The sequence below is a fragment of the Microlunatus parietis genome, assembly GCF_013407955.1.
Taxonomy (GTDB): Bacteria; Actinomycetota; Actinomycetes; order Propionibacteriales; family Propionibacteriaceae; genus Microlunatus; species Microlunatus parietis.
Genome location: NZ_JACCBU010000001.1, coordinates 6,476,499 through 6,495,315, shown reverse-complemented (window position 1 = coordinate 6,495,315; position 18,817 = coordinate 6,476,499). Strand labels below are relative to the sequence as shown.

The following is an 18,817-nucleotide window of genomic DNA, read 5'->3' as shown; positions in this document are numbered from 1 at the left end:
TGGTCGAATCTGAAACTGCCGCGTAACAACACGGCGCGCCCTCTGCAATATCCGCTCAGCAGAGTCGGGGCCAGGACTTTCCAGCTTCTTCACCGAAGGAATCTCCATGACTCCACTCGAACTGAATTCGGGCGACACGGCCTGGATTCTCACCTCCGCGGCCCTGGTGTTGCTGATGACACCCGGCCTCGCGCTCTTCTACGGCGGCATGGTCCGCGCGAAGAGCGTGCTCAACATGATGATGATGAGCTTCGGCGCGCTGGCACTGATCTCGGTGCTCTGGGTGCTGTACGGCTACTCCATCGCCTTCGGCAACGACGTGGGCCTCGGCCTGCTCGGCAACCCGATCGAGTACCTCGGCCTGAACGGGCTGATGGCCGACGATCCGGAAGCCTCGCTGCCGGCCATGGCGTTCGTCGGGTTCCAAGCCGTCTTCGCGATCATCACCGCGGCCCTGATCTCCGGCGCGATCGCCGACCGGGCCAAGTTCGGCACCTGGATGATCTTCATTGGCATCTGGGTGACTCTGGTCTACTTCCCGATCGCGCACTGGGTGTTCGCGTTCACCAGCGACGACGGCTCCGTCGTCGGCGGCTGGATCGCCAACAACCTGGCCGCGATCGACTTCGCCGGCGGCACCGCGGTGCACATCAACGCTGGTGCGGCCGGCCTGGCCCTGGCCCTGGTGCTGGGCAAGCGGATCGGCTTCGGCAAGGAGCCGATCCGGCCGCACAACCTGACCCTGGTCATGATCGGCGCCGGCCTGCTCTGGTTCGGCTGGTTCGGCTTCAACGCCGGCTCCGCCGTCGCCGCGGACAACACCGCCTCCGTGGTCTGGGTGAACACGCTCGTCGCGACAGCGGCCGGTACGCTCGGCTGGCTGCTCACCGAACGGATCCGGGACGGCAAGCCGACCTCGCTCGGTGCCGCCTCCGGTGTGGTCGCCGGCCTGGTCGCGATCACCCCGGCCTGCTCCTCGGTCTCGCCGGTCGGCGCGATCATCATCGGTGCGATCGCCGGTGCGCTGTGTGCCCTCGCGGTCGGCCTGAAGTACAAGCTCGGGTACGACGACTCGCTCGACGTGGTCGGCGTGCATCTGGTGGCCGGCCTGTGGGGCACCATCGCGATCGGCTTCTTCCTCACCAGCGAGGCTCCCGCCGGGGCGCCCACCGAGGAGACGCCGGCCGGGCTCAACGGCCTCTTCTACGGCGGCGGCTTTGATCAACTCTGGCGCCAGGTCGTCGGAGCCGTGGCCGTGATGGTGGTCAGCTTCGTGATCACGTACCTGATCGGTTTGATCTTGGAGAAGACGATCGGCTTCCGGGTCGACAAGGACAGCGAGCTCGACGGCGTCGACAGCAGCGAGCACGCCGAGACGGCGTACGATCTCGGGACCCTGGGTGCCACCCGCCGGGGTGGGCTTGGCACCACGACGACCCGTCCGGCCGAGCCGGCCGAGGCGACCGGTAACGGCGTCGACAGCAAGTCATCCGAGGAGGTGACGGCATGAAGTTGATCACCGCGATCATCAAGCCCCACATGCTGGACGAGGTGAAGGCCGCCCTGGAATCCTTCGGGATCGAAGGGATGACCGTCAGCGAGGCCAGCGGATTCGGGCGGCAGCGTGGACACACCGAGGTCTACCGGGGGGCGGAGTACACCGTCGACCTGGTGCCCAAGGTGAGACTTGAGGTGCTCGTGGACGACGAGGATGCCGGTGACATCATCGACGTTCTGGTCAAGAGCGCACGGACCGGCCGCATCGGTGACGGCAAGGTCTGGTCCGTACCGGTCGAGGACGTGGTCCGCGTCCGGACGGGCGAGCGCGGGCTGGACGCGCTCTGAAGCGTGACCTGACCACCGAGCGCCTCGGCGTCGCGATCCGGTCCTCCTGGGCAACCACGGCGGGGCCGGATCGTCGGCGTTCTGTCGCTCGGTTGGTCGAGGATTTCTTGATCGACTTGTACGGCTCCGCGCCGGGCACCGACCGCGGCGGGGTCGCGCTGGCCGCCGTCGGCAGCCTGGCCCGACGGGAGCTCGGGCCGCGGTCCGACATCGATCTGGTGATCTTGCACGACGGCTCCGATCAGGCCGCGATCGACGCGCTGGCCGAGCGGATCTGGTACCCGCTCTGGGATTCCGGGCTCCGACTTGATCATTCGGTACGGACCCCGGCCGAGTGCGCCGAGGTGGCTCACCGGGAGCTGAGCGCCGCGGTCGGCCTGCTCGACCTGCGGCTGATCGCGGGCGAGGCAGACCTGGTCGAGCGGGCCCGGTCCGGGCTGTTGGAGGCCTGGCGGTCCGGGGCCCGGCGCAGATTGCCGGAACTGCTGGAGTCACTGGCCGAGCGGCATCAGCGCAGTGGTGATGCGGCCTCGCTGCTGGAGCCGGATCTGAAGGAGTGCCGCGGCGGGCTGCGGGACATGATCATGTTGCGGGCGTTGGCGGCGACCTGGCTCACCGACCAGCCCCATGCCGGGGTCCGGGAGCCGTACCAGCGACTGTTGGACGTCCGCGACGCCCTGCAGGTGGTCTCCGGCCGGGCGCTGGACCGGCTGGTCGCGGGCGAGGTGCCGGACGTCGCCAAGCTGCTCGGCTACGACGACGAGGACGAGCTGCGCCGCGACGTCAGTCTGGCCGCCCGCCGGATCGGCCACGCCGTCGACCTGACCGTACGGTCGGCCCGGCAGGTGCTGCCGGCCCGGCGCCGCTTTCCCTTCGCCCGCAGGGAACGGCGGCCGCAGTACGACACCGCACCGCACGGCCTGATCGTGCACCTCGGCGAGGTCGGGCTGGCCCGGCTGACCTCCCCCGCCGAGCCGCTGCTCGGCCTGCGGGCCGGTGCGCTCGCGGCCAGTCGCGGACTGGTGCTGTCCCCGATCACCGCGGAGAACCTCGGGACCCACGCGCCGCCGCTGCCGACACCCTGGCCGGACGAGGCGCGGGAGGCCTTGCTGGAACTGCTGGCCGGCGGCGAATCCATGATCGCGGTCTGGGAGGCACTCGACCTGGCCGGCTGCATCAGCCGCTGGATCCCTTGCTGGGAAGGGATCCGGGCCCGACCGCAACACAACCCGGTGCATCGGCACACGGTCGACCGGCACTCGGTGCAGGCGGTCGCCGAGGCCGCCCGGCACCTGACCTCGGTGGAGCGGCCGGACCTGCTGCTGCTCGGCTGCCTGTTCCACGACATCGGCAAACTGCCCGGCGCGGAGCATGATCATCCGCGAGTCGGGGCTCCGATCGCGCGGCAGGCCGTGGCCGCGATGGGGTACGGCGAGGAGGACGCCGCGCTGGTCGAGCTGCTGGTCCGGGAGCACCTCACCCTGGCCGAGCTGGCGACGAAGCGTGATCATGCAGACCCGGCGACGATGGACGCGCTGGTCGGTGCCGTCGACGGCCGGATCGAGGTGCTGCGGCTGCTCCGCGCGCTGACCGAGGCCGACGCCCGCGCCGCCGGTCCGGCGGCCTGGTCGCCGTGGCGGGCGCAGTTGATCAATGCGCTGACCGAACGCGCCGAGGACAAGCTGGCCGGCGAGCCGCACACCGGCCGGGCCGGCGGAATGATCGATCTCGGCCTGGCCCGTTCGGTCGGCCTGGACGGCCGGTCCCGGATCATCGTCGAGGAGAAGCCGGCCGGGATGCAGGTGATCATCGCGACCCCGGACCGGCTGGGCCTCTTCGGTGACACCGCCGGCCTGCTGGCGGCGCACGGGATCGCCGTCCGGTCCGCGCTGCTGAGCACCATCGACGGCGTCGCGGTGAACACCTGGCGGGTCGAGTCGGCCGGCGCCACCGACCTGCCCGACCCGGCCTATCTGATCAAGCAGTTGGAGCGACTCGGCCGTGGTGAGCCGGGCGTCTTGGAGGGGATCCGGCGGCGCGAGGAACGGGTCCGGTCTGCCGGAGCGGAGCCTTGGGTGGCTGCCGTACCCGACGCCAGCGAGAGCGCGGCGGTGATCGAGGTCCGGGCGAACGACCGGCGCGGCCTGCTCTACGCCTACGGCCGGGCGATCACCGCTGCCGGCTTCTCGATCCGGTCCGCGCACATCGCGACCCTGGCCGGGCAGGCGATCGACACCTTCTACCTGACCGAGCCGGACGGGTCACTGCCGTCCGTCGGCCGCGTCGACGCAGCCACCCGGGCCCTGGCCGACGCGGCCCGCGGCACGCCCCCGTCCGGCGACTGACCCTGCTCGACCTTCCCCGTCGCTAGTGTCGCGAGTCGGCCGACCTGGGTCGACTCGCTCCGGTGAGCGAACCCGGGAAGTCGGTGATGATGCCGTCGACGCCGAGAGCGACCAGCTCGCGCATCCGGCTCGGATCGTTCACCGTCCAGACGTTGATCGCCAGGCCGAGCCGGTGGGCACGATCGATCAGCGCACGGTCGGTGTCGTCGGAGCTCGGGTTGATCTGGTCGGCCCAGCCGCTCAGCTCGACCAGCTCGGCCTCGGTCGGCCGGGAAGCGTGCAGCAGGCCGACCGGAACCTCGGGCAGTCGGGCGTGGAACGCCTTCGCATCGGCGACGCTGAACGACTGGACGGCGAGCGCGCCCGCGGCCAGCGCCTGATCCAGGAAGCGCGGCGTGGCGGCCAGTTCGGCGGCGAGCTGCTCCGGCAGACCGGTGCCGACATAGTGGGCACAGGGGCTGATCTCGGCCAGCAGCCCGGTCCGGTGCCGGACCAGCCCGATCACCTCGCCGAGGGTGAGGATCGGCTCACCGGCGAACCGCGGGCCGAACCAGGAACCGGCGTCCAGGGTCTTCAGCTCGGCCAGCGTGAAGTCGGAGACCCGGTAGCCGGTCCGGCCCGGGAAGCGTTCCTCGACGTCGGTGGTGCGGACCAGGGTGCAATCGTGGAAGTTGACCAGCTTCCCGTCCTTGGTGCGCTGAACGTCGATCTCGACGAAGTCGGCGCGCTGAACGATCGCGGCCCGGATCGCGGGGGCGGTGTTCTCCGGTGCGACGCCCGAAGCGCCACGATGGGCGATGACGTCGACGCCGGCGGCCTGTTCGGCCCGCGCCGGAAGGCTGTACGCGGTCACCGCGACACCCGCCAGGACCAGGATCGCGACGGCACGAGCGAGAACGATAGCGCGGGAGATCGGCAGGCGGAGGCTGGGCACCGTGCGGGACCTTTCGTCGGCGGGCCGACCCCGATGGTTTCCGGACTGAGTGACGATCCGAGGTCCAGCAGGCGATGGCCGGCTGAGCATCCCGTGAGCGGTCGGCACCCTTGTCCGCTACCGCCGGTTTACCCGAGTTGATCAAGCCACCAGAGCCACCGCTCGCCACTCCCCGGCCGAATGATCAATCGGCCGGCACCGAACGTCCCCACCCGACCTTCACTGACCGGTCAACTCTGCAGCGACACGCCACCGAAACACCTGCTTTGGTGACCGGTCGGCTGGTTGGTCAGGGGCGGGCCCAGCGGTGGTCCAGGCTGTCCTCGGGCTGCCAGCCGAGCACCTCGGCCAGGCCGTCGGCGCGGTAGCGGCCGTGCGGCGACGGGGCGCGGACGTGCAGCACGGGGCACGGCTCGGGCAGTTCGGGTACGGTCGCGGCGGCCCGGATCGCCCGGCCGGCGTCGGGCCAGCTGATCATGAACGGCGAGGTCCAGCCGTCCGTCGCGGTTGGCGCGATCAGGGTCTCGAAGAGCAGCACCGGCGTCGCGATGCCGTACCGCTCGGCGAAGATCCGGCAGATCTCGGAGCCGAGCAGCTTGCTCAGGAAGTAGATCGCCGAACCGGCCCGGGCCGGCGTGTCCGGCCGCACCGCCCGATCGCTCGCGTACCCGATCGGGTCGGCCAGCAGAACCTGCGCCGGGCCGGTCTGCACCACCCGGCGGATGCCGTGCTCCACGGCCGCCTTCATGATCGCGTACGCGCCGAGTACGTTCACCCTGAACGCCGCATCGACGTCGTGCCTGATCACGGTGCAGTTGATCAAGCAATCCGCACCGGTCGCGGCCTGCAGAACCTGATCTTGGTCGGTGACGTCGACCAGTCGCTCCGAGTGCGGCGGCCGGGCCGGCGCCGGCAGCGGCGCGCCCGGGCTCTGCGGCGCCCGTGCGGCGAGTTCGGCCAGCGGGCGCACGTCGGTCAGGGTCGCCGTCAGCCCGGGCACCGCGGCCAGTTGCTCGGCCGCGGACGCGCCGAGCGGGCCGCCGGCGCCGAAGATCACCGGACGGCCGGCGGCGGGCACCCGGACCGGGCCCGGCTCCGCCGGCGGCTGCGGTGCCGGTCCGGCCGGGGTCGGATCGCCGGGGTGCGCCGGCCGGAAGCCGAGGTCACCCCGGGTCCGGAACCGGCCCGGACCGCGGACCGCGTGCAGCACCGTCCAGCCGGGCCGGTCCGGCTCCTCGATCAGACACTCCGCGGCCCGGACCGTGTAGCCGACCGCGTCGTCGACGTGCAGCCAGTCCGGCCCGGTCGGGCTCCGGTCGAAGTCGGCCGCCGCCAGCACCCGGTCCAGCCGGAGCACCTTGACGTTGATCATGGTCGTCCGGGAGATCTCCCGCGAGGCCAGCTCGGCCAGCTGCGCGGACAGCCGGACCGGGTCGTCGTCCGGCCGCGGCGCCCAGGCCTCGTCGACCGCCCAGCCGGGATCGTAGTCGTCCAGGAGGCGCAGCGTGGACAGCTGCAGGTAGCGGCGGGCCGACGTCGTAGTGAGCAGGTTCCAGGTGCCCCGCGTCGCCGTGTCGATCATGGTCGCCGGGTCGTCGTGATCTTGGACGGCGTGGATCACCAGGTCCACCTCGGCATGCGCGGCACAGGCGTCCCGGTCCAGCGTGACACCGTCGAGCATGATCATCTCGTGCCGGGAGCCGAGTTGATCACGGACTCCGGGAATGATCAACGGGGGCAGGTCGACCAGCAGGATGCGCATGGTTCACTCCGATTCGGGGCGAGGTGGGTCAGGACTTCGGCAGCGGCACGGCGACGGCCGAGCCCTCGATCTTCTCGGGACCGCGGTACGCGATCGCGAGGTCCGGCGTCTTGAGCCGGCCGGCGCCGGCCCGGGACCGCATCAACCCGTCGATGACGCCGCCGGTCAGCAGGGTCCGTTCGACCGGGTACGGAGCTCGCCGGTCGATCATCAGCTGCTCGATCTGGAACACCAGCCGGGCGAAGTGCGGGAAGAAGTACGGCTGCTCGCCGAGCAGCGCGATCCGGTACGCGAGCGCGTCGTCCGGTCCGCGAGCCGCGACCAGGAAGTCCGTCACAGCGTCCGTCATCAGCACGGTAAGCCGGTCCCCGTCGGCGTGCTCGACCAGGTAGACGTCGGTCGCCTGCTCGATCAGGTTCTGAGCGTCGTCGAAGCCGCCGGCGCCGGCGGCCGCGGTGATCAACTCGGGCGGGAGCGGTCCCGCCGGGTCCGTGGCGAGCCGGCCGACCTCGGGTCCGGTCCACGCCTGGACCGCGACCACGCCGGTCTCGCCGCCGGCCCGGCGCTCCAGCAGCGCCTGGCCGGCCTCGAGGGCATGGAACCCGTACACCTCCGCACCGCCGTAGCCGATCACCAGGCAGTCGGTGAGCGGTGCGCCGAAGCGCCAGTCGGCCCCGGTCGGTTCCCGGTACGCCAGCGGGACGCTCGACCCGGCCAGCAGCGGGATGCCGAGCCGCCGTGCGTCGTCGTACATCGACCGCGCGTCGGTGAAGGCGTAGCTCAGGTGCTTGTCGACGAAGATCGGGATCGTCCGGCCGCCGGTGATCATGGCCGCCACCGCGGCGTCGAACAGCCGGCGCCGCGGATACAGCTTCTGGCCGAACTCGTTGTCCTCGTAGTCGCCGTGCTCGCCGATCAGCACCACCCCGTCGACGGCGACCCCGGTCCCGCCCAGCGTGATCGCCTCGGCCACGGTCGGGAAGATCGGCACGCCGTGCTCGGCGAGGAAGTCGGTGCCGACATCGGGCCTCGGTTCCGGCCTGGTCACGCCCTGCTGCTCCAGGTAGGCCGAGACGACCTCGACCCGCGGCTCCCGATGCGGTCCGTCGAGCTCGTACCCGGTGATCAGCCGAGACCACCCCACGACGTTCTTCTCCTCCGCTTCGCTCCCCCGAACAACGTCGCGGGGACCCCGGAAAAGATGGCGGGCGATCACGTCGGCATGGGAGTTCGGGAACCAGGTGGTGATCACCAGCGCCACCCTGGGCTTGGACATGCGTGCTCCTTGATCACCGGGCGATCCGCCGCGGACGAGATTACCAGCGCCGGACCGGCGCGGAACCGGAAATGCCGTGCGCGATCACGGTGCGGCTGCTACCGTCCGGGCATGCGTTTCACTTCCTGAGCTGACGATCCAGCGGGCCCGGTCCGAGACCTGGGCCCGATCTCAACGACCCCGCGATCGGGGTCGGTCACGCTCAGGAGACTTCGTTGTTGATCACTCTGTTCCGCCGGTTGCGACGTCCGGCGGACGCTGCCCGTACCTATTACGTCTTCGAGGCCGGATTCGCCGGCTTCAACGCGCTCGCGTTCACCCTGATCATGGTCTACCAGGTCCAGGTGGTCGGCCTGACGCCACTCCAATTGGTCCTGGTCGGCACCGTGATGGAGGCCACCTGTTTCCTCGGCGAGATCCCGACCGGGGTGATCGCCGACCGCTACTCCCGGCGGCTGTCGGTCCTGATCGGGTTGCCGATCATCGGCGCCGCGATCATCCTGCAGGGCGCGGTGCCGGAGTTCGCCGCGATCCTCGCTGCGCAAGTGATCTGGGGCATCGGCTGGACGTTCGTCTCCGGCGCCAACCAGGCCTGGATCACCGACGAGGTCGGCGTCGAGGCAGTCCAGCCGGTGCTCACCCGCGGGCATCAGCTGGCTCTCGGCCTGTCCTTCGCCGGTACGGTGCTCGCCGGCCTGCTCGGGCTGGTGTCGCTGCAACTGCCGATCATCGTCGGCGGGATCGGCTTCGTGATCATGGCGGCGGTGCTCGCGCTGATCATGCCGGAACACAACTTCACCCCCGATCCGGACGCCCGGGCCGGCACCGCCTGGGCCACCCTGCTGGGCACCTTCCGGTCCGGGCTCGGCCAGGTGCGGCGGCGGCCGCTGGTGCGCTGGTTCTTCGTGATCAGCCTGCTGTTCGGCTTGTCGAGCGAGGCGATCGACCGGCTCTGGACCGCCCGGATCCTGGAGTCGTTCACCCTGCCCAGCCTGTTCGGGCGGACCGAGCCGGCACTCTGGTTCGCCGCCTTCGCCGTGATCGGCTCGCTGATCTCCATGATCAGCAGCATCGTGGTCAACCGGGTCGCGCCCGGGCTGGTCAGCGGAACCCGGCCCGGCCGGGTGCTGGCGCTGCTGGTCGTGATCCAGGCCGGCGGCGTGGCGGTGCTGGCCCTGTCCGGCCACCTCTGGCTGGCCATGGGGGCGCTGTGGCTCAAGCGGGCGGCCGGGTCGATCGCGTACCCGATCCAGGCGACCTGGCTGAACCGGCAGCTGGAGTCCCGCTCCCGGGCGACCGTCCTGTCGATGAACGGTCAGGCCGACGCAATCGGCCAGGTCGTCGGCGGACCGCCGCTCGGCGCCCTGGCCAGCCTCACCTCGATCCCGATCGCGCTGATCGGCTCGGCGGTGATCATGAGCCCGGCCGCGGCGCTCTATCTGCGGCTGGGCGGGCGTCGGAAGCAATCTCTAGAGTCCAGTTGAGGAAAGGAGAACATCATGGTTCTGCGTTGGTACAGCAACGTGATCGACACCCCGGACCCGCGGTCGCTGGCCGGCTGGTGGGCGGAGGCGATCGGCTGGCAGAAGATCTACGAGGCGGACGACGAGGTGGTGCTCGTCCCCGGCTACCTCGGCAGCGAGGAGGAGGCCCGAGCCGTGCCGTGGGAGCGGATGCCGCCCGGCCTCGTGTTCGTCCGGGTGACCGACCCGAAGACGGTCAAGAACCGGATCCACGTCGACCTGGCCCCGCACTCCAGCCAGGACCGCGACGCCGAGATCGCCCGGCTGGAAGGTCTCGGCGCGACGCGGGCCGACGTCGGTCAGGACGACTCGGCGACCTGGACCGTGCTCGCCGACCCGGAGGGCAACGAGTTCTGCGTGCTCTCGTCGCGCGACTTCTGACCGCTCGCCGTACTCAGGTTCCGGTTGTCAGCCGGTGGCGGCCGGAGCCGAGCTCGCGGGGCGGCTCGCCGGGCAGCGTCACCTCGGCGACGGCGTTGACCGGGACCTGGACGGTCAGCCGGAGCCTGCCCTTCCGCCGCTCCCAGCCGACCTCGATCCGGCCGCGCACGGTGTCCAGCTCGACGGAGGCCGACGGCAGGTCGCCGTAGGCGCGGGGCGCGACCCGGAACCTCGACCAGCCCGGCCGCAGCAGTTCCAGGCCGACCACCCGTTCCAGCAGCCACTGCACCGGGCCGGACAGCATCGGGTCCTGGTGGCCGCGCGAGTCCGTCTCCCAGTTCTCCCACAGGGTCGTCCCGCCGAGGCTGCGCCAGAAGCCGTAACCCGGATAGCTGTGCTGCCCGAGCACGGCCAGCGCCAGGTCCGCGTTGCCATGATCGGAAAGGGCGTACGGCAGCGCCCAGGTGCCGACCGAACCGGTGTTCAGGTGCCGGTCGTGATCTTCGACGTCGCGGGCGAGGCGGGCGGCCACCCGGTCCACGTACTCGGCGGGAACAAGATCAAGTGCGAGCGGGATCGCGTTGCTGGCCTGCCGGTACTTCTTGGTCTCCGAGGTCCGGTAGAGACCGGCGGCCCGGTCCAGGAACGCCTCGTTGAACCGGTCGGTCAGCGCCTCCGCCTTGGCCCGCCACTCCGCCGCCTCGGCCGTCTCGCCGGCCAGGTCGGTCAGCGTCGCTAGATCACGAACGCTCTCGATCACGTACGCGGTGCCGACGAGTTGGCCGCCCTCCGGCGGTGCCGGATGGTGATCGTTGTGCGGCGGATACCAGTCGGCGAAAACGTCCATCGCCAGTCCGCCCTGCGCCTCGACACCGGCCAGCAGCCAGGTGACATAGCGCAGCACGGCGGGCAGGTGGTGCAGCACCAGACTCCGGTCGCCGTAGTGCTCCCAGTGTTGCCGGACCAGTTGGGCGTAGCTACCGGTGTACGACGGCGAAATCGGGAAGTCCGGCGGGAACGGGCCGAGCGGTGCGACGATCCCGAGCGCGCCGGACTCGGCCTGGGACAGCCGGAGGTCGTCCAGCCACTTGGCCAGCCAGGCCGCGCTGTCGAAGCCGTTCAGCAGCGTGGCGCTGGCCAGTCGCGGCTGGGCGAGCCAGGCCAGCTTGGTGTACATCGGCGCGACGTCCGGCTGGCCGTGCAGCGCGTTGAGGTTGGTCCGCAGCGTCGCGTCGACGATCCACTGCAGCACCGGCTCGGCCACCCGGAGCCGCATGGTGCGGTCCAGGTCGCTGTGCACCGGCACCGCCTCGACCCGGAGCGACCGGTCGCCGCCGGTCACCTCGACGTACCGGAAGCCCTGGTACGTGAACCACGGCTGCCAGTCCACCGGGCCGCCGGCGGCGACGTACTCGTCGCGCTGGTGCCGCCCGGTCACCGACGGGTTCCGTACGCCGGCCGGGGCGCCGAGCTCGATCCGGCCGCTGTCGCCGAGCTTCTCGCTGTACTGCACGATGATCTTGGTGCCGCGGGGCAGCCGGCCGCGGAGCCTGACCCAGCCGGCCGTCACCTCGCCGAAGTCGTACAGCAGCGTGCCGGGCTCCGGCTCGGTGACCTTGGTCGGCCGGAGCGGGCGGTCGGTCCGGATCGGCTGGTTCGGATAGGCCTCGATCCGGCCGCCGGGCGATTCCATGATCACCGCGGCGGACCAGTCGCTGTCGTCGAACTCCGATTCGGACCAGCCGGCCAGCGCGGCCTCGCGCCGGCCGTCGAACGTCTCGCCGGTGTAGACACCGTCGTAGGTCACCGGTCCCTCGGTCAGCCGCCAGTCCGGGCCGCTGGCGATCTTGATCATGGTCCCGTCCGGGAGCTCCGCCTCCAGCAGGGCCAGAAGTCGCGGCTCGCCGGTCCACGGATACAGGTTGCTGCCGTCCGAGTCGGGAGCCCGGCTGCCGAAGAAGCCGCGGCCCAGCGCCACCCCGAGCCCGTTGCCGCCGGCCCGCAGCAGCGTCGTGACGTCGTGCGTGGTGGCGAGCAGGCGGCGGTCGTAGTCGGTGGCCGGCGGCGACAGCGCGAAGTCGTCCACCCGGTGCCCGTTGATCATGGCGCGGCCGTGACCGAGACCGATCAGGTGAAGCCGGGCCCGCGCCGGTCGCTCCGGCAGCTCGAAGGTGGTGCGCAGCAACGGATCCGCGGGCGGGTCCGGCGGCAGACCGTACAGCCAACGGTCCCGCAGCGGTTGCTCCTTCCCGTCGGTGTAGGCCGCGCCGTCGGCGTAGGGCGACTTCTGCTCGGCCTCCGGGTTGCCGTCGGCGCTCGCCCAGGACAGGCACGGGCTGTCGGTGGTCGCCTCCAGGTAGTAGGTGCCGGCCGGCCGTTGTTGATCAAGGTCGAGCCGGGCGGCCATCTCACCGGCCAGGCCGGTCACCTCCGCGGTCGCGAGTTGATCACCATCCGGTCCGTCGGCGAGCAGCCGCAGGGTGACCGTGGCCGGCTCGTCGCCCGCGGCCCGGACCAGGATCGCAACGCCGACGATCGGTCCGGCGGTCGTGAACGTCTGGCCGAGCGTGTGCCCGGTGATCGGTTCGGCGACGTACTGGGCCGGCTGCAGCGTCCTGGTCGGCTTCGGCAGCTCGATCCCGCTGCCGATCCATTGCGCCGGCCACGGTTCGCCGGCCGGCAGCCCGGTCTCGAACCAGGCGCTGCGGCTCCACGGACCCGCGACGCCGGCCTCGTCCCAGACCCGGACCGACCAGATGTAGCGGGTCCGCGGCTCGAGCTCCGTTCCGCCGTAGCCGATCCCGTGCTGGTCGTTCGACTCGACCCGGCCGGAATCCCAGACCGGATCATGATCATCTCCGGTCCTGACCCGGATCCGGTAGGCCGTCTGCCGCCGCTCCGTGCCGGAACCCGCCAGCCGCCAGCCGAATCGCGGCTCCGGGTCGTCGATGCCGAGCGGGTCGATGAGGTGATCCGTGCTGAGCCGGTACGGCAGCAGTCCCCGCCCCGCCAAACGGTCCTCTGCCGCCGCACTCCCCGCCACCGCCGTCGTCGCGGCCACCGCCGTGGCCCCGGTCAGAAAGCTCCGTCGCTTGACGTTGCGCACACCCGCTCCTCGTTCGTTCCCCCTCGGAGCTCCCCAATCTCACAGCGGGCACGCGCCTCCACCAGTGACAATGATCATGCGTCTCCCCGACCCCGTGCCCAGGTCCGCGCAGCCGCGACCGTTCCTCGCATCGGCGACCGCTGCAACGGTCGCGGATCGGTGGAACGGTCGCGGTTGAGTTCGAGGCTGCCAGGTGCACCCTCGAGCGCGGCTCACACCGGGGTCGTGAGCTTGCCGTTCTTCGACAATTCCGGATCGGTGCAGGAGGCGAGGTCGAAGCAGCACGGGCGCCGTTTGCCGGACCTCAGCTTGGCGACACTGACCTCGATCCGACGCTCGCGCGTCTGTTGGTTCCTGGTGGCGTTGACCCAGCGCACCCACTCCCAGCGCGCCATGGGCGTGATGTCCTGCCACACGTCGGCCAGGTCCGGCGCGTCCGCCAGGGCGGCGTCGAAGTCCTCCGGCAGGTCGGGCTCCGGCCAGGTCCCGGCCACCTCAAGCCGGAGCATCACCTCGTCGCCGTCGTTCAGCTCCAGGCTTCGCCACAACCCCTCGTCGAGCGCCAGCCAATGACCCCGCATGCCGTCGGGTTCGACCACCGTGTCGAAGGGGTTGCCGTCGATCGTCGCCGTCACCGCGACCTGGCCGCGAGCGGGCAGTTGCGCGCTCGCCTCGTCCGGCAGCCGCACGATCGCACGATCACCGACCCGCCGCACGCGCGCTGCGCAGTCGATCGACTCCGTGCTCCGTACCTCACTCCGGTCAGCCATCGCTCCGCTCCCCTTCCTGATCATGACCTCGATGCCATCAGGCTAGGTCGGTCCCAGGTACGGGCGCTTCTCGATTCCTGATCGACCAAAGCCGGTCAGGTCCGGTATCCCCTCCCGAGGGCGCGCCGTCACTGCCGCGGTCCGAGTTCACCCGCTGCCGGCGAGGTTGCGGACTGGTGGCCGCTCGGCGTCAGCGTCGGGTGGTCTTCTTCGCCGCCGTCTTCTTCGCCGCCGTCTTTGCCCCTGCCGCCTTCCTCGCCGGTGCCGTCTTTTTCGCGGCCGTCGTCGTCGCGGCGGCCGTCTTCTTGGCGGCAGTTCCGTTCGCGGCGGCCGCCTTCTTGGTGACCGCCTTCCGCGACACCGCCTTCTTCTTCGTCGCCGGCTTGGTCGTCGCCCGCCGGTTCGTGGTGGCGGCGGCGGTGAAGATGTCCGGCTGTACGTCGGTGCCGACCGGGACGTGGCGGCCGTCGAGGATGTGCGAGAGGAACGCGCCGGTGTGCGAGGACGGGTGGACGGCGATCTGCTCCGGGGTGCCCTCGGCGATCACCGTACCGCCGCGCGAGCCGCCCTCCGGGCCCATGTCGATGATCCAGTCGGCGGTCTTGATCACGTCGAGGTTGTGCTCGATCACGACCACCGTGTTGCCGGCGTCGACCAGGCGGCCGAGCACGCCGAGCAGCTTCCGGATGTCCTCGAAGTGCAGGCCGGTGGTCGGCTCGTCCAGCACGTACATGGTGCGGCCGGTGGACCGCTTCTGCAGTTCGCTGGCCAGCTTCACCCGCTGCGCCTCGCCGCCGGACAGGGTCGGCGCCGGCTGGCCGAGCCGGACGTAGCCGAGGCCGACGTCCAGCAGCGTCTTCAGGTGCCGGTTGATCGACGGCAGCGCGGCGAAGAAGTCGACCGCCTCCTCGATCGGCATGTCCAGCACCTCGGCGATCGTCTTGCCCTTGTAGTGCACCTCGAGCGTCTCGCGGTTGTAGCGGGCGCCGTGGCACACCTCGCACGGCACGTACACATCCGGGAGGAAGTTCATCTCGATCTTGATCGTGCCGTCGCCGGCGCAGTTCTCACACCGGCCGCCCTTGACGTTGAACGAGAACCGGCCCGGCTGGTAGCCGCGGACCTTCGCCTCCGGAGTCTCGGCGAACAGTTTCCGGACGCTGTCGAACACCCCGGTGTACGTCGCCGGGTTGGACCGCGGCGTGCGGCCGATCGGCGACTGGTCGACATGGATCACCTTGTCGATGTGCTCGGCGCCGGTGATCGTCCGGTGCCGGCCGGGCACCTCGCGCGCGTTGTAGATCCGCTTCGCCAGCGATGTGTAGAGGATCGAGTTGACCAGGGTCGACTTGCCCGAGCCGGACACGCCGGTGACCGCGATCAACTGGCCCAGCGGGAACGAGACCGTGACGTCCTTGAGGTTGTGCTCGACCGCGTTGTGCACGGTGATGCAGCGGTCCTCGAGCTGGGCCCGCCGCTGCGCCGGCAGCGGGATGACGCGCCGGCCGGACAGGTACGCGCCGGTCAGGGAGTCGTCGCTCTCCAGCAGCTCCTCGACCGTGCCGGACACCACGACGTGGCCACCGTGCTCCCCCGCGCCCGGACCGATGTCGACCGCCCAGTCCGCGGTCCGGATCGTGTCCTCGTCGTGCTCGACGACGATCAAGGTGTTGCCGAGGTCGCGCAGCCGGACCAGGGTGTCGATCAACCGCCGGTTGTCCCGCTGGTGCAGCCCGATGCTGGGCTCGTCCAGCACGTACAGCACACCGACCAGGCCGGAGCCGATCTGGGTGGCCAGCCGGATCCGCTGCGCCTCGCCGCCGGACAGGCTGCCGGTCGGCCGGCTCAGCGACAGGTAGTCCAGGCCGACGTCGAGCAGGAACCGGAGCCGTTCGTTGATCTCCTTCAGCACCCGCTCCGCGATCTGCCGCTCCCGCGCGGTCAGCTCGAGAGTGGACAGGAACGCGGCGGCCTCGTCGATCGACATCGCCGACACCTCGGCAATGTTCTTGTCGCCGACCGTCACCGCCAGCGACGACGGCTTCAGCCGGGCGCCGTTGCAGGCGTTGCACGGCACCTCGCGCATGTAACCGGCGAACCGGTCCCGCGAGGTGTCGCTCTCCGCCTCGGCGTGCCGCCGCTCGATGTAGGAGATGACGCCCTCGTACTTCGCGTTGTAACTGCGCTCGCGCCCGTACCGATTCTTGTAGCGGACCTGCAGCTGCCCCGGGACGCCGTGCAGCAACAGCTTCTTCACCCGGACCGGCAGCTCGCCCCACGGCGTGTCCGTACTGAACCCGGCCTGATCGGCCAGGGCGTCGATCAGCCGGATGAAGTAGTCCGCGATGTGGGCCGACGACCAGGGCGCGATGGCCCCCTCGGACAGGCTCTTCTCCGGGTCGGGCACGACCAGTTCCGGATCGACCTCCATCCGGGTGCCGATGCCGGAGCAGGTGGGACAGGCGCCCCACGGCGCGTTGAACGAGAACTGCCGCGGCTCCAGCTCCTCGATCGCGATGTCGTGCTCGTTCGGGCAGGCCATCTTCTCCGAGTAGCGGCGCTCCCGGTTGGGGTCGGACGGGTCGAGGTCGACGAAGTCGACCGACACCACGCCCTGGGCCAGCCCGAGCGCGGTCTCCACCGAGTCGGTCAGCCGCTGCTTGACCGAGGTCTTCACCGCGATCCGGTCCACGATCACGTCGATCGCGTGCTTCTTCTGCTTGTCCAGGGTCGGCGGCGCCGTCAGCTGTACGGTCTCGCCGTCGACCCGGGCCCGCGCGAAGCCCTGCCCGGCCAGCTGCCGGAACAGCTCCACGTACTCACCCTTGCGGCCGCGCACCACCGGGGCCAACACCTGGAAGCGGGTGCCCTCCTCGAGATCCATCAGCCGGTCCACGATCTGCTGCGGGCTCTGCCGGCTGATCGGCTCGCCGCAGACCGGGCAGTGCGGCCGGCCGGCGCGGGCGTAGAGCAGCCGGAGATAGTCGTACACCTCCGTGATGGTGCCCACAGTCGACCGCGGGTTCCGGTTGGTCGACTTCTGGTCGATCGAGACCGCGGGCGAAAGCCCCTCGATGAAGTCGACGTCCGGCTTGTCCATCTGGCCGAGGAACTGCCGCGCGTACGCCGACAGCGACTCGACGTAACGACGCTGTCCCTCGGCGAAGATCGTGTCGAAGGCGAGACTCGATTTTCCGGAGCCGGACAGGCCCGTGAACACGATCAGCGCATCACGCGGAAGGTCCAGGGAGATGTTGCGCAGATTGTGCTCGCGAGCACCACGGATCATGAGTCGATCAGCCACGTCGGTCATGCTATGCCCGGCCACTGACAGTCCCGTTCCCGCTGACTCCTCGCACCCTCACCCGACCGGCCCCGGCCGTGCCGCAGTAGGTTATTGGGCATGACTTCCGCGGGAACGGCCGGCGATCCGGCCGCCGACCAACTCGAAACCCTGCGCGGGCTGCTGTCGGCGGCCACGGCACGGCTGCTCGGCGACACCATCGCCGTCACCGACGAGGACTGGCGCGCGCCGAGCCGACTGCCCGGCTGGACCCGCGGGCACGTCGCCACCCACATCGCCCGGCAGGCGGACGCACTGGGTCGGCTGCTCAGCGGTGCCGCCAGCGGGACGCCCGGCACGATGTACGCCTCCGACGAGGAACGCAACGCCGAGATCGAGGCCGGCGCCGGGCGGTCCGGCCTTGACCTGCAGATCGATCTCGACACCGCCGCCGAGCAGCTCTGGGAGCGGATGGAGGAGGTCGACGCCGCCGGCAAGTGGGGCGAGTCGGTCGCACTGCGCGGCGGCGGGACGGCTCCGGCCCGGCTGCTCCCGCTGGCCCGGCTGACCGAGGTGGTGCTGCATCACGTGGATCTCGACGTCGGCTACGAGATCGACCAGGTGGACGAGACCGTCGCCGGCTGGATCCTGGAATGGTGTTCGCTGCGGCTGCGGACCCGGGACGGCTTCCCGAGCCTGTCCCTGATCGTCGACGGCGGCACGACCGTCGCCGTCGGGTCGGCCGGCGAGACCCGCGAAGTCCGCGGTACGGCAGCGGCGCTGCTGGGCTGGCTGACCGGCCGGTCCAGTGCCGACCGGGTCAACGGCGCGGAGGGGCTCACCCTGCCCGCATTCTGATCACCGAAGGGACCCCTCGATGTCTGGCCTGAACCATGTCACGCCCGGCGGCCCGCCGGTCACCACCCGGCTGTCCGAGACCGTGACCATGATCAAACTCTCGGTCGGGCCGATGGACAACAACGCCTACCTGCTGCGCGGCCCGGGCGGTTCCGTACTGATCGACGCCGCCAACGACGCCGACCGGCTGCTCGAACTCATCGGTGACCAGGCCCCGGACACGATCGTCACCACGCACCGGCACGGCGACCACTGGCAGGCCCTGGCCGACGTCGCCGAGGCCACCCGGTCACAGTTGGTCTGCGGCCGGCCGGACCAGGACGCGATCGCCACCGGCGCCTGGGTGGAAGAGCTGACCGGAGTCTGGGACGGCGACACCGTCGCGCTGGGCGAGGAGTCGCTGGCCGTGATCGGCCTGGTCGGTCACACGCCGGGGTCGATCGCGCTGGCGTACCGCGGTCCGGGCGGCGTCGATCACCTGTTCACCGGCGACAGCCTCTTCCCCGGCGGGCCCGGCAAGACCGGCAGCCCGGCCGACTTCGCGTCCCTGATGGACGACCTGGAGACCAAGATCTTCGGGGCGTACGACGACGCGACCGAGGTCCATCCCGGCCACGGCGACGACACCACCCTCGGCACCGAACGTCCGCACCTCGGCGAATGGCGCGCCCGAGGCTGGTGACCGAAATCCAGCGGACTTCGCCGGAATCCGGCCGTGATCGCTGGAATCGGTG

General features: G+C 70.7%; 13 protein-coding genes. 7 read left to right on the top strand and 6 right to left on the bottom strand.

The genetic code is table 11. The features are described 5' to 3' along the window. The first annotated feature begins 106 nt into the window (after positions 1 to 106). Genes BKA15_RS31275 through BKA15_RS31265 form a run of 3 tightly spaced genes read left to right on the top strand, consistent with a single transcriptional unit; the run spans position 107 to position 4,190 of the window. Positions 107 to 1,510 carry an ammonium transporter gene (locus tag BKA15_RS31275; protein WP_179757569.1) on the top strand — a complete coding sequence of 468 codons (1,404 nt, stop codon included), beginning with the start codon at positions 107 to 109 and terminating at the stop codon, positions 1,508 to 1,510. Continuing rightward, on the top strand, positions 1,507 to 1,845 hold the full coding sequence (locus BKA15_RS31270) for a P-II family nitrogen regulator (RefSeq protein ID WP_152362723.1): 339 nt from the start codon (positions 1,507 to 1,509) through the stop codon (positions 1,843 to 1,845). Before BKA15_RS31275 ends, BKA15_RS31270 begins: the two co-directional genes overlap by 4 nt. Then, the gene (locus BKA15_RS31265) at positions 1,779 to 4,190 is read left to right on the top strand and encodes a [protein-PII] uridylyltransferase (RefSeq protein WP_312879722.1); all 2,412 of its coding nucleotides are present in this window, start codon (positions 1,779 to 1,781) and stop codon (positions 4,188 to 4,190) included. Before BKA15_RS31270 ends, BKA15_RS31265 begins: the two co-directional genes overlap by 67 nt. Positions 4,191 to 4,212: 22 nt before the next feature. Here BKA15_RS31265 and BKA15_RS31260 read toward each other — a convergent pair whose 3' ends face one another. The 3 genes from BKA15_RS31260 to BKA15_RS31250 all read right to left on the bottom strand — a co-directional run bounded on the left by BKA15_RS31260 (position 4,213) and on the right by BKA15_RS31250 (position 8,162). Further along, a complete protein-coding gene (locus tag BKA15_RS31260) occupies positions 4,213 to 5,124 on the bottom strand; it encodes a glycerophosphodiester phosphodiesterase (RefSeq protein ID WP_312879566.1) in 912 nt (303 codons plus the stop codon). A 289-nt stretch (positions 5,125 to 5,413) separates the two neighbouring features. Continuing rightward, positions 5,414 to 6,886, bottom strand: coding sequence for an NAD-dependent epimerase/dehydratase family protein (locus BKA15_RS31255; RefSeq protein ID WP_179757567.1), 1,473 nt, complete (start codon positions 6,884 to 6,886; stop codon positions 5,414 to 5,416). Between the two features lie 28 nt (positions 6,887 to 6,914). Beyond that, positions 6,915 to 8,162: a hypothetical protein gene (locus tag BKA15_RS31250; protein WP_179757566.1), complete on the bottom strand. Its 1,248-nt coding sequence runs from the start codon at positions 8,160 to 8,162 to the stop codon at positions 6,915 to 6,917. Between the two features lie 218 nt (positions 8,163 to 8,380). On the opposite strand from BKA15_RS31250, the gene BKA15_RS31245 reads away from it, so the two are divergent. Together BKA15_RS31245 and BKA15_RS31240 are read left to right on the top strand one after the other, a co-directional pair. Continuing rightward, on the top strand, positions 8,381 to 9,646 hold the full coding sequence (locus BKA15_RS31245) for an MFS transporter (RefSeq protein ID WP_179757565.1): 1,266 nt from the start codon (positions 8,381 to 8,383) through the stop codon (positions 9,644 to 9,646). A gap of 15 nt (positions 9,647 to 9,661) precedes the next feature. Continuing rightward, positions 9,662 to 10,066: a VOC family protein gene (locus BKA15_RS31240; protein WP_179757564.1), complete on the top strand. Its 405-nt coding sequence runs from the start codon at positions 9,662 to 9,664 to the stop codon at positions 10,064 to 10,066. A 13-nt stretch (positions 10,067 to 10,079) separates the two neighbouring features. Here the strand turns inward: BKA15_RS31240 and BKA15_RS31235 are convergent, their stop codons facing one another. The 3 genes from BKA15_RS31235 to uvrA all read right to left on the bottom strand — a co-directional run bounded on the left by BKA15_RS31235 (position 10,080) and on the right by uvrA (position 17,255). Further along, positions 10,080 to 13,172 carry a family 78 glycoside hydrolase catalytic domain gene (locus tag BKA15_RS31235; RefSeq protein ID WP_312879565.1) on the bottom strand — a complete coding sequence of 1,031 codons (3,093 nt, stop codon included), beginning with the start codon at positions 13,170 to 13,172 and terminating at the stop codon, positions 10,080 to 10,082. 212 nt (positions 13,173 to 13,384) lie between these two features. Beyond that, the gene (locus BKA15_RS31230; protein ID WP_179757563.1) at positions 13,385 to 13,942 is read right to left on the bottom strand and encodes a YdeI/OmpD-associated family protein; all 558 of its coding nucleotides are present in this window, start codon (positions 13,940 to 13,942) and stop codon (positions 13,385 to 13,387) included. 190 nt (positions 13,943 to 14,132) lie between these two features. Next, on the bottom strand, positions 14,133 to 17,255 hold the full coding sequence (uvrA, locus tag BKA15_RS31225) for an excinuclease ABC subunit UvrA (RefSeq protein ID WP_218871655.1): 3,123 nt from the start codon (positions 17,253 to 17,255) through the stop codon (positions 14,133 to 14,135). 90 nt (positions 17,256 to 17,345) lie between these two features. Between uvrA and BKA15_RS31220 the strand changes: the two genes are divergently transcribed. Both BKA15_RS31220 and BKA15_RS31215 read left to right on the top strand, forming a co-directional pair. Then, positions 17,346 to 18,083, top strand: a complete 738-nt coding sequence (locus BKA15_RS31220) for a maleylpyruvate isomerase family mycothiol-dependent enzyme (protein ID WP_179757561.1) — start codon at positions 17,346 to 17,348, stop codon at positions 18,081 to 18,083. A 19-nt stretch (positions 18,084 to 18,102) separates the two neighbouring features. Beyond that, a complete protein-coding gene (locus tag BKA15_RS31215; RefSeq protein WP_179757560.1) occupies positions 18,103 to 18,765 on the top strand; it encodes an MBL fold metallo-hydrolase in 663 nt (220 codons plus the stop codon). The last annotated feature ends 52 nt before the right edge of the window (positions 18,766 to 18,817 follow it).